This window comes from Colwellia sp. MEBiC06753, assembly GCF_053470325.1.
Genome location: NZ_JBQMTM010000001.1, coordinates 382,842 through 409,098, shown reverse-complemented (window position 1 = coordinate 409,098; position 26,257 = coordinate 382,842). Strand labels below are relative to the sequence as shown.

Sequence of the window (26,257 nt, the reverse complement as noted above, 5' to 3'; positions counted from 1 at the left end):
GATTAAAAAGATGAATCATTTAGTCCTTACCAATATTGATGAACGTGGGGTAGCTACTGTTACCCTTAATAATCCAGATAAGCACAATGCCTTTGATGACAACATTATTGCCCTATTAACCAAAACATTTAACGAGATTGCCAACATCGACGGTATTCGCGTTATGGTATTAGCGTCAACTGGCAAAAGTTTTTCTGCAGGTGCAGATTTAGGTTGGATGAAACGCATGGCCTCTTATAGCTATGAAGAAAACCTAAGCGATGCTAATGCCTTGGCAGAAATGCTGCATACTCTTAACTTTATGCCAATGCCAACCATTGCCAAAGTACAAGGCGCAGCATTTGGTGGAGCAGTTGGCTTAGCAAGTTGTTGCGATATGGTGGTTGCAAGTGACAAAGCCAGCTTTTGCCTAAGCGAAGTTAAACTTGGTTTAATTCCTGCCACTATCAGCCCTTACGTTGTTAACGCAATTGGCCTTAAAGCGAGCCGCCGCTATTTCCAAACCGCTGAACGCTTTTTCGCTAATAAAGCCCAGCAAATTGGCTTAGTCGATGAAATTGCGCCAATAGATAAACTCGATAACGAAATAGAAAAACTAATAACCACCCTATTGGCAAATGGCCCTACTGCGGTAAAACAAGCCAAACAATTAGCGTTTGATGTCGCCTATCAAACCGTTACCCCTGAGCTTATGAATGAAACCAGTAAACGCATTGCTGCGATTCGCGTATCAGAAGAAGGCCAAGAAGGGCTAGGTTCATTCTTTGAAAAACGTTCGCCAAGCTGGTTGCAGGAGCAATAACATGACAACAAACCTGACTTCGAAAATGTTTACTAAAATATTAATTGCCAACCGTGGCGAAATAGCTTGCCGCGTGATCAAAACCGCCAAGAAAATGGGCATTCGCACTGTTGCGGTTTATTCAGACGCCGACGCGAATGCTTTACATGTTCACATGGCTGATGAGGCAGTTTATTTAGGCCCTTCACCGTCGCGTGAAAGTTATTTAGTTGCTGAAAAAGTGATTGCTGCGGCCAAACAGACTGGCGCTCAGGCAATTCATCCTGGCTATGGTTTTCTTTCAGAAAATGCTGAATTCTGTAGGCTGTGTAGTGAAAATAATATTACCTTTATTGGCCCGCCAGTAGCCGCAATTGAAGCCATGGGCTCAAAATCAGCCGCTAAAAACATTATGGAACAAGCAAAAGTACCATTAGTGCCAGGCTATCACGGAGAAGATCAATCTGAAGCGGTATTAAAAAAAGCCGCTGACGATATGGGCTACCCAGTACTATTAAAGGCCACTGCTGGTGGTGGCGGTAAAGGCATGCGCCAAGTGTGGTCAAGTGATGAATTCAGCGCAGGTCTAGCTGCCGCTAAACGCGAAGCAGCATCAAGTTTTGGCGATGATACCATGCTGGTAGAGAAATACCTGACTCAGCCACGTCATGTCGAAATTCAAGTATTCTGCGATAACCATGATAACGCGGTTTACTTATTTGAGCGTGATTGCTCAGTGCAACGTCGTCACCAAAAAGTCATTGAAGAAGCACCTGCTCCAGGCATGAGCGATGAGCTTCGCGCCAAAATGGGTGAAGCCGCTATTCAGTCAGCAAAAGCCATTGGTTACCAAGGCGCAGGTACCGTTGAGTTTTTACTAGATATTGACGGCTCTTTCTACTTTATGGAAATGAATACGCGTTTACAGGTTGAACATCCAGTAACCGAGCTCATTACCGATCAAGATTTAGTTGAATGGCAATTACGCGTTGCAGCAGGTGAAAAGCTGCCAAAATCACAAGAACAATTAGCTATCAAAGGTCATGCTTTTGAAGCGCGAATTTATGCCGAAGATCCAAATAACGACTTTTTACCAGCAACCGGTAAATTAGCCTTTTTAGTGCCGCCAGTAGAAAGCGAATATGTTCGTGTTGATACCGGTGTTCGCCAAGGTGATGAAGTTAGCGTGTTTTACGATCCGATGATTGCCAAACTAATTGTTTGGGATGAATCACGTGAAAAAGCCTTGCAACGCTTAGCCAAAGCGTTAGCTGAATATCGTATTAGTGGTGTTACCACCAATATTGATTTTCTTTATAACTTGGCAACGTCAAAGGCATTTGTAGAAGCTGAATTAGATACTGGCTTTATTGAAAAACATGAAGATCTTATTTTTCATAAAGACCAACAAGCACTGGCTTATGAACTGCCAATGGCAGCACTTTACCTAGTATTGAGCCGTGCACAAGATGCTCAGCAACAAGCAGCTAAAACGTTAGATCCTTATTCGCCATGGAATATGACCAATGCTTGGCGATTAAATGAGCCGCATATTCACGAATTTAGCTTGGCTCATGGCGATAAACAGTTCGATGTTACTGTGGAGCAAATGCGCGAAGGCCATGATAGCTATTATTTGATAGCAGTTGACGGTAATACCTTTGATTGCCAAGGCCATATTAAAGAAAGTTCATTATCTTTTACTATTGACGGCTACCGTAGTGTTGCCGAAATTTCAGTGAATAACGAACAAATTAGTTTATATCGCCCTAATGGCGTTTTTAACTTCACTCGCATTTTGCCTGATTTAGGTGACGCCAATAATGATGCAGGTCATGGCGGATTAGTCGCGCCAATGAACGGTACTATGGTTGATGTTTTAGTTACATCGGGACAAACCGTCGAAAAAGATCAGCCGCTGGTTATTATGGAAGCGATGAAAATGGAGCACACCATTAAGGCACCAAGCGCTGGCAAAGTCACTGAGCTTTATTTTGCTAAAGGCGATATGGTTGATGGTGGTGCCGAGTTATTAGCATTTGAAGCTGAGGAAAACTAATGTCCCTACCCTCATTTGTAAAAATCGTTGAAGTAGGGCCGCGAGATGGCCTACAAAATGAAAAAACGTTTATTGAAGCCCAAGATAAAATCGCGCTGATTGATCAACTGACTGACGCAGGCGTAAGCTATATCGAAAGCGGTAGTTTTGTTTCACCCAAGTGGGTACCTCAAATGGCGACTTCGACGGATGTCTTTAAAGGCATTGCTAAATCGCCAAACGTAACATATGCCGCTTTAACGCCTAATATGCAGGGCTTTGAAGCAGCACTTGCCGCTGGAGTTGATGAGGTAGCGATTTTTGGTGCCGCGTCAGAAAGCTTTAGTCAAAAAAACATTAATTGTTCGATTGAAGAAAGTATCGATAGATTTACACCGATTATGGCAGCAGCTAAGCAACACAATATAAAAGTTCGTGGTTACGTTTCTTGCGTGGTTGGCTGTCCATACGAAGGCGATATTGCGCCAGAAAAAGTCGCCCAAGTTGCTGAAAAGCTTTATCAAATGGGGTGCTACGAAGTATCACTTGGCGATACTATTGGCGTAGGTACAGCTCAAAAAGTACAAGCAATGTTAACTGCAGTTAGTACTAAAGTACCGGTTGAAAAATTAGCGGTTCACTTTCATGATACTTACGGTCAGGCGTTAACCAATATTTACGTTGCGTTAACAATGGGAATTAAGGTTGTCGACAGTGCCATTGCCGGTTTAGGTGGCTGCCCTTATGCTAAGGGCGCATCAGGTAATGTCGCGACAGAAGATGTGGTTTATTTACTCAATGGTTTAGGCATTGAAACTGGCATCGACTTTAATAAATTGCTCAATGCTGGCTGGTTTATTAGTGACAAATTAGCTCGAAGCCCGATATCTAAAGTATCCACCGCCTACCGAGCACAACAAGAATAATAGTTTTGACAGCGCGAATGCGCTTTGTGAGGAGTCAAAAATGGCAGGATTCGACAAAGTCGTTTCAAGTTACGAAGAGGCCCTAGCCGGTCTAGAAGATAATATGACCGTGATTGCTGGCGGTTTTGGGTTATGTGGTATTCCAGAAAATTTAATTGCGGAAATTAAACGTAAAGGCACAACAGGCTTAACGCTGGTATCAAATAACTGTGGTGTTGATGATTTTGGTTTAGGTGTTTTACTACCAGATCGCCAAATCAAAAAAATCATTGCTTCATACGTAGGTGAAAACGCCGAGTTTGAGCGTCAAATGATGTCTGGTGAATTAGAAGTAGAGTTAACACCTCAAGGCACTTTAGCAGAAAAAATGCGAGCTGGCGGAGCTGGTATTCCGGCATTTTTCACAGCAACAGGTTACGGTACACCTGTTGCCGAAGGCAAAGAAGAACGTGAATTTGATGGTCGTATGTACATTTTAGAAGAGTCAATTAAAGGTGACTTTGCCATTGTTAAAGCGTGGAAAGCGGATCGCTACGGTAACTTAGTTTTTAGAAAAACTGCTAGAAACTTCAACCCTATGGCGGCAACTGCCGGCAAAATTACTGTAGTCGAAGTAGAAGAAATTGTTGAACCAGGTGAATTAGATCCAGATCAAATTCACACACCGGGCATATACGTAGATCGTCTAATTCAAGGGACTTTCGAAAAACGTATTGAACAACGCACCGTTCGTACCACAGAAAATAGCTAACTGCGCAACAAGGAGCAAATCATGGCGTTATCTCGAGAACAAATTGCTATGCGCGTTGCGCAAGAATTACAAGACGGTTACTACGTCAACTTAGGCATAGGTATTCCAACTCTAGTGGCAAACTATGTACCAGAAGGTATGGAAGTAATGCTGCAATCTGAAAACGGTTTATTAGGTATGGGGCAATTCCCAACGGAAGAAACCATTGATGCTGATATGATCAATGCAGGCAAGCAAACTGTTACAGCAATTAAAGGCGCATCAATTTTTGATTCAGCTGAATCATTTGCCATGATACGTGGCGGTCATGTCGACTTAACTGTACTAGGTGCTTTTGAAGTAGATGTATACGGTAACATTGCTTCATACATGATTCCGGGTAAATTAATCAAAGGCATGGGTGGTGCAATGGACTTAGTAGCGGGGGCTGACAATATTATTGTTACTATGACCCATGCCTCTAAACACGGTGAATCGAAATTACTTGATAGCTGCACCCTACCTTTAACAGGCAAAGGCTGTATTAAGAAGGTATTAACCGATCTGGCATTTATTGAAATAAAAGACGGTAAGTTTCACCTACTAGAGCGCGCGCCAGGCGTCTCTGTTGAAGAAATTGTTAAGCTAACCGCTGGTGAGCTAGTCGTGCCAGCTCACGTACCTGAAATGCAATTTTAAACCAGAGTTAACTCGTTATCCTCAGTATATTTAGTCAATTATTTAAAAAGGGAAGCGAATGCTTCCTTTTTTATTTTTAACAAAATATCAATAAACTAACGCGGAACCCCAACAAATTGGCTACATTTGTTACCATTTATGTTGCAATTTGTAACAATTATTGGTAATACTAAAGGTGACAAAGAAAAGGCAAAGCACGTGAAAGCGTGTTACGCAAAGCCACCGGTCTAAGGGCAATAATATTGTTGCCTATGACAGCGGAGTTACCTCGTTAAAAGGGTACGTTCCAGTGGTTTTTTCTTTTTTTAACTAAAACGAATTTTGATTTAAGGTTATTAAAATGAAAAAATTATTACTAGCTTCTACCATCACAGCTTTAACTTTAACGTCTGTAGTCACAGTACCTCAGGCACACGCTAACAACATTGCACAAAGTGTATGTGAGTACGTTGCCGCTGATGACAAAAAACGCATGCGTTCATTTTTAAAGTCGAACAAATTAAAAATACGCGGTATTTTTGACAGTATTCAATGTAATGGTAAAAACTTGTTGGAGTTCGCAGCTGCACAAAATTCTGTAGAAACTGGCGAATTGATGATTAAAAAATTATCTAAAAGTGTTGTTTCTGCAAATTTAGCTTCACTTCAAACAGGGTCGCAACCTTTAGCTGACGCTGCTAACGCTCGCGTCAGCAGCTAATTATTTTCTGGTAGACGTTAGTTTATAATTGTTTACTGGTTAATAATTCTTATGTCGCTTATAAAAAGCCAGCTCACGCTGGCTTTTTTATTACTTGATTTTTAAGGATAAAGTGGTTGTTAACCTTAAGATACATTACAATTTAATTGTACTAAATTCGTTTTAAACCAGCTGAATGACAACTAAAAAAACCTATAAAGGCAGCAAAAATGCATTACTGTTAACTGGTGGCGGTGCTCGTGCAGCGTATCAAGTTGGCGTGCTTGCTGGTATTGCAAAATTTATCCCGCGCAATCACGGTATTCCTTTCCCGATATTATCAGGAACATCAGCCGGCGCATTAAATGCTACAGCCCTTGCCTGCTACGCATCATGTTATCACCTGGGCGTTAGAAAACTGGAATCTCTATGGAAAAATCTAAGCTGCAATAAAATTTATCAAAGCAGCACGCCACAGGTGTTTGGTAACCTTTTTTCTGGTTTCTTGGCAAGCTTTCAAGCCGATTATGCCAATAAAACAGCGCGTAGTTTGTTAAATAATGCCCCTCTTAGGCGTTTGTTAGATGAAGTCATTGATTTTAGAAGAATAGATGTCAACATTCTCAATAATTATTTGTCTTCATTATCAGTAACCGCATCAAACTATAGCTCTGGCGATTCAATTACGTTTTTTCAATCGGCCAGCCATATCAAGCCTTGGATCCGCGCTAAGCGTATTGGCGAGCCATGCCAGATTAGTAGTGATCATTTATTAGCCTCATCAGCTATCCCTTTGGTTTTTCCTTCCGTGAAAATAAGAAAGCAACATTATGGTGACGGCTCTATCCATCAATTATCTCCCCTTAGCCCACCTATTCATTTAGGGGCAGAGCGAATTTTTGTTATCGGGGTTGAGCAGCCAAAAGCAGAAATATATGCGATGGAAAATAACCCTCACCCGCCAACCATTTCGACTATCGCCGGTCATATGCTGGACTCGGTATTTGCCGATACTTTGCAAAGTGATTTAGAGCGAATGCACCGAATTAATAACACGCTGTCGTTAATTAGCGAGAAAGATCGATTACAGCATGACGGATTAAAACATATCGACAGTTTAATGGTTAACCCAAGTGAAGATTTTAATACCATAGCTACAGAGTATTACCATTGTCTGCCGATAGGTGTTCGAATGCTATTTAGAACACTAGGGATAAAAAATGATCCAGAGTCCAGTTTGTTTAGTTACTTATTGTTTGATAAGCACTACTGCAAAAAGCTTATTTCCATTGGCATTGAAGATGCGCTTGAAAAAGAGCAACAGATAAAAGAATTTTTATTTATTTAACCTCTGGTTTGCATAAGAAATAGTGCAAGATAAAATAAAACAATAACTTAGTCATAGTTTATATTTCTAGCTTGATATTTTTATCTGAATTTAAGGCTTTTGGGAGCAGGAATAGCCGGCTATTTCGCTACAAAGTAACGTAGAAGGCAGTAAAAATAGCCGCTAGAAACGCATGGCTTACGTGAAGCTGAGGTTATTTAGCTGCCTTCATGTAAAAAGCGTTCTGTACGCTCAACTCTGCGCGGTTTTCCACGCACAATCAAAGTATCGTCAGCCATCAGAATCATATTTTCATCAGGCTCTTCTAACTCGACATTATTGCGTTTTAATGCGATGACATTGACCCGCCTAGCGGGTAAATCCAATGCAGATATAGAGCGACCTGTTGCAAAAGAGTTTGGCGTTAACAGGATAGCATGAGCAAATTCAATTCGATCCATCGCATCAGGGCTCATATCGGTATGCTCACCTTGGAAGAATCCATGTAAATGGTTGTAATGGTTTTTACGCTCTTTTTGTACACGACGAATAATTCGTGAGAAAGGTACGCCTGATAGTGATAATACTTGCGACACCAACATTAACGCTCCTTCCAAGCTTTCTGGAACAACCTCATTAGCGCCAGCATTTTGCAACATTTCAAGCTGATCATCGTTTCTAGTGCGCACTAATATCGGTACTGACGGTGATAATGAACGCACTTTTTGAATCACTTCTGCCGATTGTTTATCTTCGCCAAAGGCAATAACCACTAATTTAGCCTCAGATAAGTGCGCAGCATGCAGTAGCTCTGCCTGTCGAGACGAGCCAAACAAAACATTTTCGCCTGCTTCTCGAGCTTTTCTCGTCCTTAATGGATCGATATCAATCGCTACGAACTCAATGTGCTCTTGTTTTAAGAAACGGCTGACCGTTTGGCCAATGCGGCCAAAACCACAAATAATGACGTGATCTTTTAAAGTCTTTGTCGCTTCGGGCAAAACCTCTAAACCGGAAGTATCAACGGGTTCTTCATTCGCTAACCATCGTCCCCAACGTCGCGCATTGTTAACCATATATGGTGTAATTGCCATGCTGATAACACCAGCACCAAGTAACATCGATGAGACATTGTTTGGTAAAATATTCACTTGAGTTGCTAATGCCACCAATACAAAACTAAACTCCCCCATTTGCGCCAACATAATACCGGTCGCCCAACTGTCCTTACTGGCTTCACCGGCCTTAACTGCTAAGAACTTGATAACTAGAATTTTTAGTAACATAAAGCCGACCATTGAAATAAACAGGGTCAAAGGAGAGGACAGTAATAGCCCGACATCTAGCTTCATACCAATAGTGACGAAAAACAAACCTAACAGAATGTCACGATATGGCCGAATATCAGCTTCTAATTGATATTTGTATTCACTTTCGCCAAGCATCATGCCCGCAAGAAATGCCCCTAAAGCCATCGACAAGCCAAACCATTGGGTTAATGCGGCAGCGAGCAATGTCACCAATAACGTCGATAATACAAATAGTTCATCGGTTCGCACTTGAGCAATTAAATCGAATAATTTCGGTAGTAGCCATTTACCTGAAAGTAATAAAATACCTACAACAAATACGCCCTTAATTAACGCCCAAGACAATGCAATTAGCATCGAGCCTTCGGTATTTGGCGCTAACATTGGAATGATAATCAGCAAAGGGACAACGGCAACATCTTGAAATAACAAAACTGCAACGGCAATTTGTCCAGATTTGCGCTTCATCGCCCCTGTCTCACTCAACTGACGAATAACGATAGCGGTAGAAGATAATGCCAAAATGCCACCAATAACAAAGGCACTAGCAAACGATTGCTCAAACAGCATGGATATTGCCATAAAAACAGCCATGGAAATTGCCACCTGTAAGCTACCTACGGCAACCACTAAATGACGCATAGCCATTAATTTTGGTAATGAAAATTCAAGCCCTAAGGTAAACAGTAAAAAGACAATGCCTAGTTCGGCAAAATGCTCATAATCAACATCTTCATTTACCAGCGCTAAGCCATGCTCGCCAACTAGGGCGCCTGCCACCAAATAAGCAAGGATCGCAGGTAAATTAAGCTTTCTAAATAAGAAAACAATAGCAACGGCAAAAGCAAGAATGGCTAAAATTTCTAAATGCGCTATCACATAAACTCCATTGTTCGGCGTGGTGGTACTGCATGTTGGTTCGGTACAGTGCTCGACATAACGCTGGCATTTTGCTTGACATAGTATCCGGCATAGTGCTTGACATAGTGCTCGGCAAAAATTGGCAGATGTTGACTTGTCGTCAGAAAAACATAATCAAGCTGAACAATTTTTATACCTTACTATTCAATAAATTAAAAGCAAACATTTCATGATATGCCTGTAGGCACGTTAATTGCTTACACTTCTGTAACTAAGGTAAATCCTGAGCTAGCGACGGATTTTTGGCCCATTTACATAGGTAGTATCATGCAAACATTAAATTTACTTGATCACCAATTTTCTGAATTTAATGCGTTTAGACTGTTTGAGTCGAACCATTTATCAAGCAATAAGCGTGGTTTAGCTTTATTAGAGCAACTTCAAACCACACTAGAGCTTGACAGAATAATTGCAAAGTTTGCCATGGAAGCCAGCAAATACATAGACTTTACCGGATTAAAGTTTCAAGCATTGGACGCTCAATCGACAATGCGAGGCAGTCGAAAAGGCAAATTTAATCGCCAATTCAATTTGCTGTTAGCAGGTGAAATTCTAGGTACACTTACCTATGAGTTAAATAAAAAAATTTCCAGCAGCAATGCTAAAATTTTAGAAGAGTTACATCATTACCTAATTCACCCGCTTAACAATGCGCTAACCTATCGCAGAGCTTTAATGCTTGCTATGCAAGACGGTTTAACTGGCTTGGGTAATCGTCGTCATTTTGATGAGCAATTAAAACGCGCGATGCATCAGTCATTAAGAAACCATGACAAAGTCGGGTTAATTGTTGCGGACCTTAATAAGTTTAAAGCGATTAATGATACGTTTGGCCACGCCATTGGTGATTCAGTGCTGATCCATTTTGCCAATGCACTTCGTGCAAGTATGCGCGACTCAGACAGCATCTTCCGCTTTGGTGGTGATGAGTTTGCGGTCCTTATTGAATCAGCGGGTAAAGAATCGTTAGAAGTTATCTATCATCGCATTCATCAAGCTGTTGCTAGTGATGACTTATTGGTTGAATATCAAGTAACTTGCAGCTTAGGCGCTACTTTTATGAATAAAGCCGATAACGCAAAAAGTTTCTTTGAACGTGCGGACCAAGACTTGTACCGCCGAAAAATGAATATGCAGGCCAAATTGAGTTTAGTTTAGCTGAGTTTGGTTTAGCTGAGTTTGGTTTAGTTGAGCTTGGTCTAGTTGAGCTTGGTTTAGTTGAGCTTCGTTTAGATGCTTAGTTTCACATAGAAAACCAATTTAACACTGCTGATATCAGTTAGAAAAAATTTAATCTAACACTGCCAACGCCAAATTTGCTTCATTTGGCGTTGCGCTGACCTGCAAGCGGCAAAACCTTACCGCCTCACTAAATCGTGCAAGGCCGATTTTGTCCAATACTCTGATCAGCAATTGCTTATTCAAGCCAAACACTTGGACATAATGTGCAATCGCTAACTCTATCGATGGATACTTTACGCCGTCAAAGTCAAAGCTAGTTGATTCATTATCAATATCAATAAATATTCCGCCCAACGATAAAGGCCAGCCGGCATAATTTACCCGAGCTTTTGCCACTTCATACATAAACCATGCGCTTTTTTGAAAACCCTCAAAATTTCCACCTTCAAACCCGCTCGCTGCTAATGTTTCTGGTGTCCAGTTAAGGCCAATCGCCAAATGTTTGCGATAAATTTTGATTAGGCTTGTTTTAACCGCATCAGCAACCTGAACAATAGAATTGGCCTTAATTGATAAAGCGATTTTCTGGCACTCAGCGCAACTCGGAACGGTTAATGTAGGGTGTGGGCACGCCAGCACAATATGGTGCTGATGAGGAAAACGAAAATATAAATGGCTCGGCTCTCCGCAAAACCAGCACATGTGGCGACATTCAAAAGGAATATCAATTAACGTTTCATCAAATAGCGTTTCATCAAACATGCGAAGGTAACTATCTTGTCAGATTTATTTATTTACTGATGCTAATAACATCTATACGACACTACTTACGTTTTTTAGCTGGTTTACTCTGCTTAACCGCCTTTTTGGCCTTAGCTTTTTGTGTTTGTTTATTGGCAATCGTTCTATTCTTTTCTAAAGTAGTTTGATAACGGTTTTTCTTAGCAGCATCAACCAGCGTTTTTTTACTGCTACGATATTCGTCTTCCGACATTTCGTAACCTGGTAAGATGATTTTTTCAAATTTCCGGCCAATTAAACTTTCTATATTGCCTAAGAATTTTTCATCTTTCGGGCTGACTAAAGAAATTGCTGTGCCTGACTTTCCTGCTCGACCAGTACGGCCAACGCGATGGACATAATCTTCGGCTAAAAATGGCAGATGGAAATTCACTACATAAGGCAAGTTAGGAATATCTAATCCACGTGCGGCAACATCCGTTGCAACTAACACACGCACTTCACTAGCAACAAATTGCTCCAGTGCTTTATTACGTGAGCCTTGGGATTTTTCACCATGACAAAGCGCAGTTTTAATGCCGTCAAGCTTAAGCTCTTTAGCTAACTGATTGGCACTTTCACGGGTGCCTGCAAATACCATCACCTGATGCCAGTTGTTTACGCCAATAATTTCAGATAAAAGTTCACGCTTACGCGCTTCCGACACCCAATATACCGACTGTTTAACTTTGCCTGAGGTTGAATTTTGCTTGGCAACCTCAATGGTTTTCGGCGTGTGTAATACTTGCTTAGCTAAGGTTTTTACTTTATTTGAAAAAGTCGCACTAAACATTAAAGTTTGATGTTTATGCTTAATATGTGCGGTGATTTTCTCAATATCGGTTAGAAAGCCCATATCCAGCATGCGATCAGCTTCATCTAACACCAAGTATTTTACTTGGCCTAGAGATAAGTTTCTTAAATGCAGATGTTCCAATAATCGACCAGGGGTAGCTACTAAGATATCAATGCCAGCTTTAAGCATTTTCTCTTGTGCCGCCATGCCAGCGCCACCATAAATCACGCCAGAGCTGATAGGTAAAAATTGGCTGTAGTCTTTAATATTTTCAGCAACTTGAATAGCCAATTCACGAGTTGGCGTTAAAATAATTGCTTTGAGAATAGGTGCTTCATCATTAGTTTGATGCGCTAATTTATCAAGAAGCGGTAAGGTAAAGGCGGCAGTTTTTCCAGTACCCGTTTGGGCACTAGCTAATAAGTCGACACCAGTGCGGATCAACGGAATGGCTTGCTGCTGAATTGGCGTCAGTTGTTTATAGCCACACAGTTTTACGGCCTTTAATAAACCTTCCGACAACCCAATTGCATCAACACTCATAATCTTCACCTATCTTCAATTTTGGCGCGATTATATCAGTATTTGTGGGCAATTCGTCAAAATTAATCCAAATGGCGAATAGGTATAGTGAACAGGCTATCAACGACAACAAATAGCCTGCTCGTTTGAAACCGCTGTTATTAAACTATTTTGCCCGCCAAATACCTTTGGTTAACCCTAGTTGTTGCTCTTGTTGTTCATCCACTTCATAACATGGAGTTTTGCCTTGTTGACGCTGTGCTTGATAATCTTTGGTGATATTTACCACCACTTTAGATAATAGAAATAGCGCAGTAACATTGAATACCGTCATTAAACCGGTAGATAAATCAGCCAAAGCAATCACTTGCGGCAAAGAGGCTAACGAGCCAAACACTAGCATTAATAAAAAGCCTATGCGTAAAAACCAGCGCCCAAGCATATTGTCTAAATTCAAATATTTTAGGTTGTTATCAGCGTACGCGTAGTTAGCAACTATAGAAGTAAAACCGAAAAACAAAATCGCTAAGGTAATAAACTCTGCGCCCCAACCGCCGACTTGTTGCGCTAATGCTTGCTGAGTCAATTGAATACCCATGAGTTGTTCGCTATTACCATCAGCCAGTAAAATAATGAAGGCGGTACATGAGCAAATCACCATAGTATCAAAAAATACCGCTAGCGATTGAATATAACCTTGTGATGCAGGATGGGGTGGATTTGGCTCAGCGGCTGCAGCAGCATTGGGTGAACTACCCATCCCTGCTTCATTAGAGTACAGCCCGCGCTGCACACCTTGCACTATCGCCGTACCTACAACACCACCAGCTGCTTCTTGCAAGCCAAACGCGCTGGTGACTATATCAACAACAATACCTGGAATATGCTCAATATTCATGGCAATAACCACCAAGGATATAAGCACATAAGCAGCGCCCATAAACGGCACAACAAGCTCGGCAAAGCGGGCGATATTTTTTAAGCCACCTAGAATGATGTAACCTGCGAGTAGCGTAATTACTATGCCAGAAACTAATGGGTCGATACCAAACGATCCTTGGAAAGCATCGGTAATGGAGTTGGCTTGAACCGAACTAAAAACAAAGCCATAACCAAAGAATAAACATAATGAGAAGGTAATCGCCAGTTTCGGGCTATTTAAGCCTTTACGCATGTAATAGGCAGGTCCACCACGAAAATTATTATTTTCATCGGTTTCTTTATAAAGCTGACCTAGCGCACTTTCCGCATAAGCCGTTGCCATACCAACTAGCGCAATTAGCCACATCCAAAATATCGCGCCAGCACCACCTAAGGTGATTGCCACGGCAACCCCCATTAAGTTACCCGTGCCAACTCTGGCAGCTAATGAAGTACATAACGCTTGAAAAGAAGATATGCCATGTATTGATGATTGACGGCTGTTTTTTAACAAACTAAACATATGGGCAAAGTGTCTAATTTGAATCAACTTTAAACGCCAGCTAAACCAAATTCCGCAGCCTGTTAGTAAATAAATTAACACGCTGCCCCACAGGTAGCCGTTGATAAAACCGACCCATTGTTCAATCATAAAATTATCCAAATTAATAAACATCGCCACAGCGAGCGAACCTAATCACAATAAACTGTGCAATAACTTGCGAAATAAACACAAACGCAACGACTAAAAAATACCGAGAATTAAACTCACTTAAGAGTGATACCTGAATTAGTGTGAGTTTACACATTCAAAGCCAACACTTTACTTTTCGCTATAAATAAAAAACCCTGCATGAACCAGCCAGCAGGGTTTTATCGAAAGCTTCAGGCTATACGTTATAATGCTTGAGCAATTTTATCAACCGACTCTTTAGCATCACCAAATAACATTTGGCTGTTTTCTTTGAAGAACAGCGGATTTTGTACCCCCGCATACCCTGTATTCATTGAGCGCTTAAAGACAATGACGTTTTTAGCATGCCATACTTCCAACACCGGCATACCAGCAATAGGGCTGCCCGGATCTTCGCTAGCCGCAGGGTTTACCGTGTCATTAGCACCAATGACTAATACGACATCCGTTTTAGCGAAGTCATCATTAATTTCTTCCATACCCAATACAATATCATACGGCACTTTAGCTTCTGCCAGCAGCACATTCATATGTCCCGGCAATCGACCAGCTACAGGGTGAATACCGAAGCGAACATCAACCCCTTTCGCTTTTAACTTTTTAGTTAAGTCATATACTGGGTATTGTGCTTGCGCTACTGCCATACCGTAACCAGGGGTGATAATAACCGACTTAGCTTGCGACAGCATTTGTGCCACTTGCTCAGCCTGAATTTCTTGATGCTCACCATAATCTTTATCAGCATCAATATGCACTTCAGTGCCAAAGCCACCCGCAATAACACTAATAAACGAACGATTCATTGCTTTACACATAATGTATGACAGAATCGCACCAGACGAGCCAACTAAGGCACCGGTAACAATTAATAAGTCATTGCTTAACATAAAGCCTGCCGCCGCTGCCGCCCAACCGGAGTAACTATTAAGCATCGACACCACCACCGGCATATCAGCCCCACCAATTGACGCCACTAAGTGCCAACCAAATACTAAGGCAATAATGGTCATAATATATAAGGCTGCATCATTGCCACCTTGTTTAACAAACATGATCATCAATAAAAATGAGGCAATACCGGCGACTAAATTCATTTTATGACGGTGTGGTAGCATCAAGGCGGCAGAGTTAATAACCCCTCGTAATTTACCAAAAGCGACAATTGAGCCAGTAAACGTTACCGCGCCAATAAATACGCCTAAAAACACTTCAACCAAATGAATATTTTGCTGAACATTTTGCTCAGGGGTTAAAACCAAGTTCATGGTTTGATGCGCTTCAAAATAGCTATTAAAACCAACAAACACCGCAGCAAGGCCAACAAAGCTATGTAAGATAGCCACTAGTTCTGGCATTTGGGTCATTTCAACCTTTTTGGCCAATCGAAAGCCAATGGCTGAGCCAATGACCATAGCAACAATAATAACCGCAACGTTGCTTACTCTGGGGTCTAAAATGGTGGCGATCAACGCAATCGCCATCCCAGCAATACCAAAGTTATTGCCCTCTTTTGCTGTTTCTTGTTTGCTTAATCCTGCCAAACTAAAGATGAATAGCAGCGCAGCAACAATATATGCTGCGGTAATAATTCCTTGAGATAAAGCCATAATATCCTCTACTTCCTAAACATCTTTAACATACGTTTGGTGACAAAAAAGCCACCAACAATATTAATTGTGGCAATTAATATGGCAATACCCGCCAGCACCTGAACAATTAAGGTGTCACTGCCCACTTGCAATAATGCGCCAACCACAATAATGCCTGAGATGGCATTAGTAACGCTCATCAGTGGCGTATGCAATGAATGGGATACGTTCCATACCACGTGATAGCCAACAACGCAGGCCAAAATAAACACGGTAAAATGCGATAGGAAATCAGCAGGGGCAATATTAGCTACCCAAGCAAACAACAAACCTGCTCCCGCCATTGCCCAATATTTTTTATGACTTGGTGCTTTTTTCGCAGACACTACTTGAGTTTCATCGACTTCCAATTTACTTGCTAAAGTAGGTTTAGGCTGGGCCGGTGCCGCACTAACTTGGATAGGTGGTGGTGGGAAGGTAATTTCACCTTGATGCACCACCATCATGTTGCGGATCACTTGATCGTCAAAATCAATGTCTAACTGCCCATCTTTTGCTGGGCATAATAACTTCATTAAGTTCACTAAGTTATTGGCATAAAGTGACGATGACTGATTAGGTAAGCGAGAGACTAAATCGGTGTAACCAATGATTTTAACGCCTTTTACTGTGGTTAGTTTTTCCGGCTTAGTTAATTCACAGTTACCACCACCAGCAGCGGCTAAATCAACAATTACGCTACCCGGCTTCATAGATTCAACCATTTCAGCGGTAATTAATTTAGGCGCTGGTTTGCCTGGGATCATCGCAGTGGTGATAATAATATCCACTTCTTTGGCTTGCTGAGCAAATAACGCCATTTCCGCTTCAATAAAGGCTTTACTCATTTCTTTCGCGTAGCCATCACCTGAGCCTGATTGTTCATCTTCTTGATAATCAAGCTCTAAAAACTCAGCGCCCATACTTTCAATTTGCTCTTTTACTTCTGGGCGAGTATCAAAGGCACGTACGACAGCGCCCAAACTTCCTGCAGCGCCAATAGCTGCAAGCCCTGCGACCCCCGCGCCAATGACCATTACTTTCGCTGGTGGTAAATTACCAGCAGCGGTAATTTGTCCGGTAAAGAATCGTCCAAACTGGTGTGATGCTTCAACCACTGCGCGATAACCCGCAATATTTGCCATCGAACTTAGTGCATCTAATGACTGCGAACGCGTCATTCTAGGCACCATATCCATCGCAATGGTCGTAATATTTTTTTTCTTCAGTTGGGTAACTAATTTGGAGTTTTGCGCTGGCTGAATAAAGCTCACCAGCGTCGCACCGTCTTTCATAAGTGCGACTTCTTCGTCTGACGGCGGATTAACCTTAAAGATAATATCGCTTTGCCAGACTTCTTCTTTTTTATTGGTTGTGGCGCCAACATCAATGTAATCGCTGTCATTGAAACTTGCTTTTTTTCCAGCAAGCTTCTCAACCGCTACATCAAAACCACGTTCTATAAGTGCTTTAACGGAATTCGGTGTTGCCGCAACGCGGTTTTCACCTTTGACTGATTCCTTGGGGATCCCTATGTGCATAAATCACCACTTTTTTATTATTAAACAACTGTTTTATTTTTCTAGTGATTAATGTTTTACCATTTTTAGCTTGCTTTTTGTACGAATAATTAAAAATATTAAATAATTAACAGCACTAAGGAAATTACGTACACTAGGGTCTGTTGATCTTTCAGTTTAAAACTCTGTTGTTTTTGAAAAAGTGGTCAATCGCGGCGCTTTATATAAAGTTTGGTTGTTCCAAATGCATATTAAGCAACAAAGAGTGACTCTTTTTTCAAAACAACCCGAAGGGCTATGGCTAATTTTCAACCTAACTGCGTTGAAAATCGTTAATGTAGAATTATTACATTACACTCTGTTCGCCTTGTCATCTTAAAAATTAGCCGATAGCAAAGACTAAAATGAAAGATCAACAGACCCTAAGATAAGTTAAAAATAAAAGTTAAGAGGTTTAACAATGCTTTATCAATTGGATGAATTAAAACCCAAGGTTGCTGATGGCTGCTTTATTGCGCCCAATAGCAGCATCATTGGTAATGTTGTGATTCAAGAAAATGCCAGCGTTTGGTTTAATGTCGTGATGCGCGGTGATATGGACAACATTACCATAGGTGCTAATAGCAATGTGCAAGATGGCAGTATCCTACATGTTGATAAAGGCATGCCGTTAACCGTTGGTCAGCATGTTACTATTGGCCATAAAGTAATGCTGCATGGTTGTACAATTGGTGATTACTCATTAGTTGGAATGAATGCAGTAGTACTTAATGGCGCTAAGATTGGTAAGCATTGTGTTATTGGTGCAAATAGCTTAGTTACCGAAGGAATGGAAGTGCCTGATGGTCATTTAGTGCTTGGCTCGCCAGCGAAAGTGATTAAGCCAATAGATGATAAAACTAGAACTTTACTTGAGCTTTCAGCGGCGCATTATGTCGATAATGGCAAGCGCTACAATAATTCGTTAATCGCGCTTGAAGAGAAATAACCTCAGGTTAAATAAAAAAGAGCAGAGTGTTAGTTTCTCTGCCCTTTGCAAATAATTACCATTAGACGATCAATCCAAATCGTCTAATGGCCAAACGACAATATGGTCAGGGTAATCTTCCATATAAACATCATCGTCTTTGACTATTTTGCCACGCACTGACATCCCCGCTTTATGCATAGCGCTTTTCTTCCCCTTATGAAGCAGAGGGTGCCAACTTGGAATACCGCGACCTTCTTGTAAACGACGATAGGTACAACTTGGCGGCATAAAAAATACATCATCTAAGTTGTCTTGGGTAAGCTGCACACAATCCGGTACTAGCTTAGTACGTTCGCTGTATTTAGTGCATTGACACGATTTATCGTTTAGCAAATAACACGCAATGTTGGTGTATTCCATTTGCTCGTGTTCGGCTATAAAGTCAGTAGGCTTAAACTCGTCTTCGTCACTAACGTCATCACTTTCAATAAATTTATGCAAACAACACTTAGCGCAGCCGTCACATAACGACTCCCACTCTTGACGCGTCATTTCTTTTAACGATTTAGTTTCCCAAAACGGCGCGGCTCCTGGCTCTTGCTTGTTTATCGTTTTAGGTTTCGCTTTAGGATTAAATTTAGCCATTCGCAACAACCGTTTCAAACTGATATTGCTCAAACGTTAAGTTAAGCTGGTCGCCCGCATTTAATGGCCCTACCCCTTTAGGGGTTCCGGTTAAAATAACATCGCCAGGTAATAAGCTAAATTCCTGACTAATAATTTTTAATAGTTGAACAATAGGTCGCATCATCAACTCTGACTGCCCTTGCTGACGTAACTCGTGATTAACCGTTAAACTAAACGCCATATTATTTGAATCAGCTATTTCATTAGCAGGAACAAAAGGTGATAGCGGCGCAGAAAAATCAAACGACTTAGCGCGCTCCCAAGGCCGCCCTAATTCTTTCAAGGATTTTTGTACCGCTCTAAGCGTTAAATCCAAGCCGATACCATAGCCCCAAATAGCCGATAAAATGGTGCCTTCATCGGCATTTTTTAACGGTTTGCCAATCAAAATAGCAATTTCTGCTTCATTGTGACACTCGCCTTTACCTTGAGGAATAACCAGTGGCGATAGTAAGTCACAAATAGCAGTATTAGGCTTCATAAATAAAACTGCTTCATCATTAACTATGCTGTTCATTTCATGGACATGATCTAAATAGTTCTGCCCAACACATACTACTTTACCAACGGGTAAGTCGATGCCATTTCCGTGAATATCTTTATGCTGATACATCATTAACCTTTATCGTTTATGCTAATTAATACTAACGCTTGATGGGTTAGTTAATAGGTGGAAACTTAATGCGATCAGATAAATGACCAACAGAGCTAACAAAGTAATAAGACAGGTTCCAGTGCATTAAGCTCTTATAGTTGTCATAGGCCAAATAGGCTCTACCGTTTGCATCATCAGGGAAAATTAACGCCGCATTAATATCAACATTAGGTAGCGCCGTACCATCAGTTCTACGAATGCCTAACTCTTGCCATTGCTTCAATGACTTTTCGGTTTCACCCCAAGCTTTTAACCAGTTTTTACGACTACCGGTATTTTTAGGAATGGCTAAGCTCGTATCAAAACCTTCTGGTAATTTGACCTGACGCCCCCAAGTGAGTTCATCATTCCAACCTTCGGTTTTTAAGTAATTTGCCATTGAAGCAAAAACATCAGCCTGATTACCCCAAATATCTTTTTTACCATCGCCATCACCGTCAACGGCATAATTAATAAATGAGGTTGGCATAAACTGGTTTTGCCCCATAGCGCCAGCCCACGAACCTTTCATATCATCAACACTAATATGACCTTCATCTAATATGGTAAGTGCTGCCCAAAGCTGCTTTTTGAAAAACGCTTCACGACGACCTTCATACGCCAAGGTTGATAAGGCAGAAACCACATTAAAGTTGCCCATAATTTTACCAAAGTTAGTTTCAAGCCCCCATAAGGCAACGATAAAGCGCGGTTGAACGCCATACTGTTCACCTATTTTGGTTAATAGCTGTTGATGTTCTTTATACATGGCACGAGCGCGATCAACTTTCCATTGTGGAACACGTTTCGGTAAATAAGTATCTAGCGTTTCCACCGTTTCTGGCTGATTTCTATCGGCTTTTACTGCGCGTTGATAAAATTTTACCTTAGCAAAACTAGCATTAATTAACGCTGGTGAAAAACCTTTGTTAAGCGCTTCAGTTTTTAATGTTTCAACATATTGTTCAAAACTCGGTTTTACATCAGTTGCTTCAGTAGCAACTTGTTCAGCAAAAGCAGCTGAAACGGTAAATACCGATGCGGAACAGCTTAGGCTAACAACTAAAGCAAAGAGAGATTGGCGAGAAAAACGTTTCATGAATTATTCCTTATCTTGTTGCTGTTTTTGTTGTGCTTTATGTTCATCCAACAAGTTTTCGGTTGGTGGTGGTAATTGTAAGTAAAAGCCGTTGCTTTCAAGGTTTTCTTTAACTTTATCAATATCAGCCAGTGCTAATTTTTGCTGATTAGCTAAATTCAGCACAGTCACTAAAATTGGCTTGCCAAAGGTTGTCATTAACGCCTCTGGCACCTGTGAGAAATCATCTCGTTTATTGATATAAAGATAAGTTTGATCTTTTTTAGGACTTTTATAAATCGTACATAGCATAACGGAGACCTATGAATTGATGGAAAAACTTGTGAACAGCCAATATAACACGCGTTATCAGCTAAGTTCATCCGTTAATCTTAAAAATTATTATGTTGAGCGGATTACAGGATTTTAAAAGTAGCTTTCTATTTATCGCGAACCAAGTAGGAAAAATTCTTTATTATTTGAGGTGATTTTTAATCATATTGCGGCGGTGGCCGCAGCACCTAAAGGGCGGCGCATCGCCGTGCCGCCCTTTGGAAACCCACCGACGCCCAACGAAGCGGAAATCTTTGATTATTCACCAGCGCTTAATTGCTATTCCTGATGATGTTACTTCCATGTACCAACATCAGTGCTCGCCATCCTGCCTCGCATCGCAAAACGCTTTTCTGGCTCAAAATCAAACCGCTTCAATGGGATTGGTTAAAGTTGCCAGGCTCGTGTTCTAACGTCATTCCGAACTTGATTAGGAATCTTCTACCTATAGCTTGAGCCAATTGAAATTAAGGAGATTCCAGCATTCACTGGAATGACGTAGTAAAGACAAAGACAAAGACAAGAATTTAATCACTCCCTCAAACGGAGCATCAATCTGCTTGGCAAAAACACTGAACATGATATAACCGCTTCAATGGGATTGGTTAAAGTTGCCAGACTCGAGTTCTAACGTCATTCCGAACTTGTTTCGGAATCTTCTGCCAATAGGTTGAGCCGATTAAAATTAAGGAGATTTCAGCTTTCGCTGGAATGACGAAGTAAAGCCAACGACAGAGAATTTGATCACTCCGGACATTTTTTGAAGAATTAGGAGGTTATCAATTCCCTTTAAACCCCTTTTCAGCAAACTCCATCAACGGCTCACCAACTAAAGGCAATCGCCAATTTTGCAATACATCAACACTTGCTAACTGCTGATCAACGCCATTTAATTTATAGAAGTACGATAAAAACTGATTGAGCTGCTTTTTAGAGGCCAAGTTTTCTTGACTCAAGCCATGCTGCTCGGCAATAGAAGCCACTAACTGCTTCACTTTTTTAAACGTTTGCTTATAGCCTGGATATTCATCTAAACGGCGTAACTTAGCCGGATAATTTTCCGCAGGCTCGCTTTCTGCTTGCTTTAACACCTGAAGCATCGCCTTACCTTGATAACGCACATCTAAAGTTTCGACCCCTTCAATGCCCGCCATTGCGCCAACACTTTTAGGTTGATGTTGAGCAATCAGCAATAAGCTGTGATCTTTGACAATAAAACTCAGCGGTTGATCTTTGGTTTTGGCTTTTTGATAACGCCAAGTGGCCAAATATTTGAGGTTGTTAAGTTGCTTCGGTGATAGCTTCCACGCCATTTTGATATTTTGATACAAGCTATCTTCATCAATTGGTGTAAATTTCTTGGCAACCATCATTTCCGTTTCTTGCTGGCAAGCGCTCAACCAACCTTTTGCCTCAATATCCGCTAATAGCCTGGGATACAACTGATATAGATACTCTACATCAGCCTCAGCATAAGTTAATTGTTTTTCAGTTAGTGGCCGTTTAGTCCAATCAGTACGCGATTCTGATTTATCTAAATCAATATCTAAATAATGCTTAACGGTTGCCGCATAACCAAGGGATAAACCATGGCCTAAAAACATCATCATTATTTGGCTATCAATTAAATTTTTTGGACGACATTGACCTGCAGTTAAAAACACTTCTAGATCTTCTGAGCAGGCATGCAGCACTTTAACGATATTTTTGTCAGCCACTAGTTGCCAAAATGGTGATAAATCTTCAATAGTTAACGGGTCAATTAGCGCAAGGTGTTCGCCATTACTAACCTGTAACAGGCCAAGCTTTGGGTATAAAGTGCGGGTGCGAACAAATTCAGTATCAATGGCTAGTACCGCAGATTGCGCTAGCGCTTGGCACAACGAATTTAAAGTTGCTTGATCATGAATATAATGTCTTTGCACGAATGAATGCCCTTATACGCAATTTACGTAAACTACACGAAAAAAATGCCTGCAAGCAATCACTTGCAGCAGGCACGTTAACTTATTTTGTTGACTAAACCAAGCGGAAAACGCCGGTTTATTGCTTAGAAAGTTATTTGCGATTACTTTCGATTACGGCGTACCGATTGCTGATGACGCTGCTGATGTTTTTTAACGCTGCGACGAATACGTCGGTTCTTGGCATTATCAATCATCTTTTCATTAACTTTAACTTTAGACTCAACCTCTAACGGCAGTTTCACCGCTTTACGGTAATAGTTAACATCCGTCAATGGTAGTTCGGCCCAGCCACCAACAGGTAGCTGCCGTTGCAGTTCAAGATCACCATAGCGCACGCGAATTAGGCGGCTAACTTGCACATCCTGACTTTCCCAAAGTCTTCGAACTTCTCGATTACGCCCTTCTGATAGCACCACATGGAACCAGTGATTTCGCCCTTCACCACCACGATAGGTAATTTTTTGAAATTTCGCAGGACCATCTTCTAGTTTTACGCCGTGACGCAAACGTTGCAGCATAGCTTCATCAACTTCACCAAAAACACGTACTGCATATTCGCGTTCGATTTTGTGTGACGGGTGCATTAAGCGATTCGCCAGCTCACCATCAGTGGTGAATAACAACATGCCTGAGGTATTGATATCCAAACGACCAACCGCAATCCAGCGACCACCATCTAACGGCGGCAGGCGGTCAAAAACCGTAGGACGTCCTTCCGGATCTTTGCGAGTACACATTTCACCTTCAGGCTTGTTGTACATTAGCACGCGACAAATTTGCTCTTTGGGTGCTTGTAGCTTAACTAAATGACCATCAACTCGAATTTGCTCAGTGCCTTCAACGCGATCGCCTAAATAGGCGGTTTTACCATCAACGCTAACACGGCCAGCACTGATCACCGCTTCCATTTCGCGGCGAGATCCTTTACCTGCTCTTGCAAGTACTTTTTGTAACTTTTCAGACATAGGTCTTAATTCTCATACGTCAGTAACTTTACGCGGCTCTATCACTTTAAAAGCTAAAGCACTACGCTACGTTTCTGTCTCTATCATAGTGTCACTCCGGCTTTCGCTTGAATGACTCGTTGGTATAACCTGCGGTAATTGGCTTAATGACTTTAAACCAAAATACGCTAAAAATTGTTTAGTAGTTACAAATAACGCAGGTCGACCAGGTACTTCTTTATGGCCTGCTATTTTAATCCACTGGCGCTCAGAAAGTGTCTTTATTATATAACTACTTACTGCTACTCCGCGAATTTCTTCTATCTCTGAGCGAGTAATTGGCTGTTTATAGGCAATAATTGCAATTGTTTCCATCATCGCCGGTGAGATTTTAGTCACTTTATCTATGTGCATTTGTGCAATAACGCTTTTATAAAGCTCATTGGTTTGAAAGCGATAGCCGCCAGCAACATTTACTAACTGCATGCCTTTGTTGGCATAGTCGTTAATTAAGGTATCGAGTATTGTCAGCAGTTTTTGGCTGGTATATTTGCCTGAAAATTGCTGATTAACCAATTGTTTAATCACTTTAAGTGGAACAGGCTTAGTTTCAGCGAAAATAATCGCTTCAATCAAAGCTGTTACTTGCGCACTCTCATTCATATCGCCGATACCACTAACTGACTTTCCTGATACTCACAGGCTATTTTTTGCATTTTCAGTAATTCTAAAATGGCTAGAAAGGTCACAACAACCCCTTGCCGCCCTTCATTTACATCAATTAATTCAATTAAGTTAAATGCCCTTGATGCTTTATTCAATGTTAATAACAGTTCATTGATTTTATCATGCATCGACACCGATTCTCGCTGAATATGGTGATGTTCAAATGCCGCCTGTTTTTGTAACACTTTACTAAAGGCAGCAATTAAATCGGTTAATGCCATATCATCAAATTTACGATCAGCCGGTGAGGACCAGTCGTGATCTTTGATAAAAAAATCTCGGTCTTGGCGAGGTAATTCTTCCAGCAGTTCTGCGGCTTGTTTAATTGATTGATATTCCTGTAAACGCCTGACTAATTCCGCTCGTGGATCGTCTTCTTCCGCTTCTACTTCAACTTTAGGCAATAACAATCGAGATTTTATTTGCGCCAAGGTTGCCGCCATCACTAAATATTCAGATGATAAATCAATATCTTGGCGTTCAAGTTGTTCTATATACTGAAAGTATTGCTTAGAGATAGGCGCTATAGGTAGATCAGCAATATCAAACTTTTGCTTTTTAATTAGATAAAGTAATAAATCTAATGGACCTTCAAAAGTTTCTAAATGTACTTCTAACGGAATATCAGGAATAAAGAGATCTTTAGGCTTTTCAATAAACGCCTGACCTCTTATTGTGGCAAACGGTAATTCCTGTTGTTCCATCTCAATAGTTTACTATGTTTACTTTAACTGTTACTTAAATGGCTCTGCATCGCCTTCACCAACGCGAACAATATCAACTTCTCCTTCAGAAAAATCAATGACTGTGGTTGGGTGCTCACCTAAATAGCCACCATTAAGAATTAAATCGACACGTTTTTCCAGAATGTCGCGAATATGCTCCGGATCATATTCCGCCATATCCTGACCCGGCATAATTAACGTGGTCGACATTAAAGGTTGTTCAAGCTCAGCCAATAGTGCTTGAGCAATTGCATTGTCGGGAATACGAATACCGATAGTTTTTTTCTTCGGGTTCATCAGCCGGCGCGGCACTTCTTTGGTGGCCTTGAAAATAAACGTATAAGCGCCCGGCGTATTGTTCTTCATTAATCGAAACGCGGTGTTATCCACTTTTGCGTATTCAGAAAGTTCCGATAAGTCACGACATACCAAGGCGAAGTCATGATCCATTTCAATATTACGAATTTGGCAAATACGTTCTAATGCTTTTTTATCACCAATTTGGCAACCAAGCGCATAGCCAGAGTCGGTTGGGTATACCACGACCGCACCTTCGTGAATCATAGCGGCGGCTTGCTTCATTAAGCGAGCTTGTGGGTTTTCTGGGTGGACATAGAAAAATTGACTCATAATTTACAACCTTGTGTCGCACTCATTGTTAGCTGAGCGCGTAAATACTTTTCCGTTAAGAAAGTTCCATTAAATAAATTCCGTTTAAAATATTAATTTCGCTTAATAT

General features: G+C 41.1%; 24 protein-coding genes and 1 riboswitch. Of the genes, 9 read left to right on the top strand and 15 right to left on the bottom strand.

Annotation, left to right across the window (positions count from 1 at the left end; all coding sequences use genetic code 11):
• Positions 1 to 10: 10 nt before the first annotated feature.
• The 7 genes from ACOB82_RS01850 (at position 11) to ACOB82_RS01820 (ending at position 7,201) form a co-directional block, all read left to right on the top strand.
• Positions 11 to 802 (top strand): enoyl-CoA hydratase/isomerase family protein, encoded by a 792-nt coding sequence (locus tag ACOB82_RS01850; RefSeq protein ID WP_448211224.1) that lies wholly within the window; start codon positions 11 to 13, stop codon positions 800 to 802.
• Between the two features lie 25 nt (positions 803 to 827).
• Entirely contained in the window at positions 828 to 2,840 is a 2,013-nt protein-coding gene (locus ACOB82_RS01845; protein WP_448211246.1) for an acetyl-CoA carboxylase biotin carboxylase subunit, read from the top strand.
• On the top strand, positions 2,840 to 3,745 hold the full coding sequence (locus tag ACOB82_RS01840) for a hydroxymethylglutaryl-CoA lyase (protein WP_448211223.1): 906 nt from the start codon (positions 2,840 to 2,842) through the stop codon (positions 3,743 to 3,745). Before ACOB82_RS01845 ends, ACOB82_RS01840 begins: the two co-directional genes overlap by 1 nt.
• Before the next feature lie 40 nt (positions 3,746 to 3,785).
• Positions 3,786 to 4,496 carry a CoA transferase subunit A gene (locus ACOB82_RS01835; RefSeq protein ID WP_448211222.1) on the top strand — a complete coding sequence of 237 codons (711 nt, stop codon included), beginning with the start codon at positions 3,786 to 3,788 and terminating at the stop codon, positions 4,494 to 4,496.
• 21 nt (positions 4,497 to 4,517) lie between these two features.
• Positions 4,518 to 5,174: a 3-oxoacid CoA-transferase subunit B gene (locus ACOB82_RS01830; RefSeq protein WP_448211221.1), complete on the top strand. Its 657-nt coding sequence runs from the start codon at positions 4,518 to 4,520 to the stop codon at positions 5,172 to 5,174.
• Between the two features lie 178 nt (positions 5,175 to 5,352).
• Positions 5,353 to 5,445: riboswitch (cyclic di-GMP riboswitch) on the top strand.
• Positions 5,446 to 5,514: 69 nt separating this feature from the next.
• Positions 5,515 to 5,874 (top strand): DUF3718 domain-containing protein, encoded by a 360-nt coding sequence (locus ACOB82_RS01825; RefSeq protein ID WP_448211220.1) that lies wholly within the window; start codon positions 5,515 to 5,517, stop codon positions 5,872 to 5,874.
• A 175-nt stretch (positions 5,875 to 6,049) separates the two neighbouring features.
• Positions 6,050 to 7,201, top strand: coding sequence for a patatin-like phospholipase family protein (locus ACOB82_RS01820; protein WP_448211219.1), 1,152 nt, complete (start codon positions 6,050 to 6,052; stop codon positions 7,199 to 7,201).
• Between the two features lie 197 nt (positions 7,202 to 7,398).
• Here ACOB82_RS01820 and ACOB82_RS01815 read toward each other — a convergent pair whose 3' ends face one another.
• Complete coding sequence (locus tag ACOB82_RS01815; RefSeq protein WP_448211218.1) at positions 7,399 to 9,369, bottom strand: cation:proton antiporter domain-containing protein; 1,971 nt, start codon at positions 9,367 to 9,369, stop codon at positions 7,399 to 7,401.
• A 309-nt stretch (positions 9,370 to 9,678) separates the two neighbouring features.
• On the opposite strand from ACOB82_RS01815, the gene ACOB82_RS01810 reads away from it, so the two are divergent.
• The gene (locus ACOB82_RS01810) at positions 9,679 to 10,569 is read left to right on the top strand and encodes a GGDEF domain-containing protein (RefSeq protein WP_448211217.1); all 891 of its coding nucleotides are present in this window, start codon (positions 9,679 to 9,681) and stop codon (positions 10,567 to 10,569) included.
• Between the two features lie 132 nt (positions 10,570 to 10,701).
• Here ACOB82_RS01810 and ACOB82_RS01805 read toward each other — a convergent pair whose 3' ends face one another.
• The 5 genes from ACOB82_RS01805 to ACOB82_RS01785 all read right to left on the bottom strand — a co-directional run bounded on the left by ACOB82_RS01805 (position 10,702) and on the right by ACOB82_RS01785 (position 17,475).
• Positions 10,702 to 11,355 carry a hypothetical protein gene (locus ACOB82_RS01805; RefSeq protein WP_448211216.1) on the bottom strand — a complete coding sequence of 218 codons (654 nt, stop codon included), beginning with the start codon at positions 11,353 to 11,355 and terminating at the stop codon, positions 10,702 to 10,704.
• A gap of 61 nt (positions 11,356 to 11,416) precedes the next feature.
• Positions 11,417 to 12,712: a DEAD/DEAH box helicase gene (locus tag ACOB82_RS01800; protein WP_448211215.1), complete on the bottom strand. Its 1,296-nt coding sequence runs from the start codon at positions 12,710 to 12,712 to the stop codon at positions 11,417 to 11,419.
• A gap of 145 nt (positions 12,713 to 12,857) precedes the next feature.
• Entirely contained in the window at positions 12,858 to 14,264 is a 1,407-nt protein-coding gene (locus tag ACOB82_RS01795) for an alanine/glycine:cation symporter family protein (RefSeq protein WP_448211214.1), read from the bottom strand.
• 245 nt (positions 14,265 to 14,509) lie between these two features.
• Entirely contained in the window at positions 14,510 to 15,913 is a 1,404-nt protein-coding gene (gene pntB / locus ACOB82_RS01790) for a Re/Si-specific NAD(P)(+) transhydrogenase subunit beta (protein ID WP_448211213.1), read from the bottom strand.
• 8 nt (positions 15,914 to 15,921) lie between these two features.
• Entirely contained in the window at positions 15,922 to 17,475 is a 1,554-nt protein-coding gene (locus ACOB82_RS01785; protein WP_448211211.1) for a Re/Si-specific NAD(P)(+) transhydrogenase subunit alpha, read from the bottom strand.
• 439 nt (positions 17,476 to 17,914) lie between these two features.
• Here ACOB82_RS01785 and ACOB82_RS01780 point away from each other — a divergent pair, with 439 nt between their 5' ends.
• The gene (locus ACOB82_RS01780; protein WP_448211209.1) at positions 17,915 to 18,442 is read left to right on the top strand and encodes a gamma carbonic anhydrase family protein; all 528 of its coding nucleotides are present in this window, start codon (positions 17,915 to 17,917) and stop codon (positions 18,440 to 18,442) included.
• 69 nt (positions 18,443 to 18,511) lie between these two features.
• Here ACOB82_RS01780 and ACOB82_RS01775 read toward each other — a convergent pair whose 3' ends face one another.
• The 9 genes from ACOB82_RS01775 to ACOB82_RS01735 all read right to left on the bottom strand — a co-directional run bounded on the left by ACOB82_RS01775 (position 18,512) and on the right by ACOB82_RS01735 (position 26,148).
• Entirely contained in the window at positions 18,512 to 19,069 is a 558-nt protein-coding gene (locus ACOB82_RS01775) for a YcgN family cysteine cluster protein (RefSeq protein WP_448211207.1), read from the bottom strand.
• Positions 19,062 to 19,724 (bottom strand): fumarylacetoacetate hydrolase family protein, encoded by a 663-nt coding sequence (locus ACOB82_RS01770; RefSeq protein ID WP_448211205.1) that lies wholly within the window; start codon positions 19,722 to 19,724, stop codon positions 19,062 to 19,064. The genes ACOB82_RS01775 and ACOB82_RS01770 overlap by 8 nt, the downstream gene beginning before the upstream one ends.
• Before the next feature lie 46 nt (positions 19,725 to 19,770).
• Positions 19,771 to 20,844, bottom strand: coding sequence for a lytic murein transglycosylase (locus ACOB82_RS01765; protein ID WP_448211203.1), 1,074 nt, complete (start codon positions 20,842 to 20,844; stop codon positions 19,771 to 19,773).
• Positions 20,845 to 20,847: 3 nt separating this feature from the next.
• Positions 20,848 to 21,135, bottom strand: coding sequence for a YcgL domain-containing protein (locus tag ACOB82_RS01760; protein WP_448211201.1), 288 nt, complete (start codon positions 21,133 to 21,135; stop codon positions 20,848 to 20,850).
• 800 nt (positions 21,136 to 21,935) lie between these two features.
• Entirely contained in the window at positions 21,936 to 23,081 is a 1,146-nt protein-coding gene (gene rnd / locus ACOB82_RS01755; RefSeq protein WP_448211199.1) for a ribonuclease D, read from the bottom strand.
• Positions 23,082 to 23,224: 143 nt separating this feature from the next.
• Positions 23,225 to 24,088: a 23S rRNA pseudouridine(2605) synthase RluB gene (gene rluB, locus ACOB82_RS01750; RefSeq protein WP_448211198.1), complete on the bottom strand. Its 864-nt coding sequence runs from the start codon at positions 24,086 to 24,088 to the stop codon at positions 23,225 to 23,227.
• A 66-nt stretch (positions 24,089 to 24,154) separates the two neighbouring features.
• On the bottom strand, positions 24,155 to 24,730 hold the full coding sequence (gene scpB / locus ACOB82_RS01745) for an SMC-Scp complex subunit ScpB (protein ID WP_448211196.1): 576 nt from the start codon (positions 24,728 to 24,730) through the stop codon (positions 24,155 to 24,157).
• A complete protein-coding gene (locus tag ACOB82_RS01740; RefSeq protein WP_448211194.1) occupies positions 24,727 to 25,497 on the bottom strand; it encodes a segregation and condensation protein A in 771 nt (256 codons plus the stop codon). Before ACOB82_RS01740 ends, scpB begins: the two co-directional genes overlap by 4 nt.
• Before the next feature lie 30 nt (positions 25,498 to 25,527).
• A complete protein-coding gene (locus ACOB82_RS01735; protein WP_448211192.1) occupies positions 25,528 to 26,148 on the bottom strand; it encodes an L-threonylcarbamoyladenylate synthase in 621 nt (206 codons plus the stop codon).
• Positions 26,149 to 26,257 lie beyond the last annotated feature (109 nt).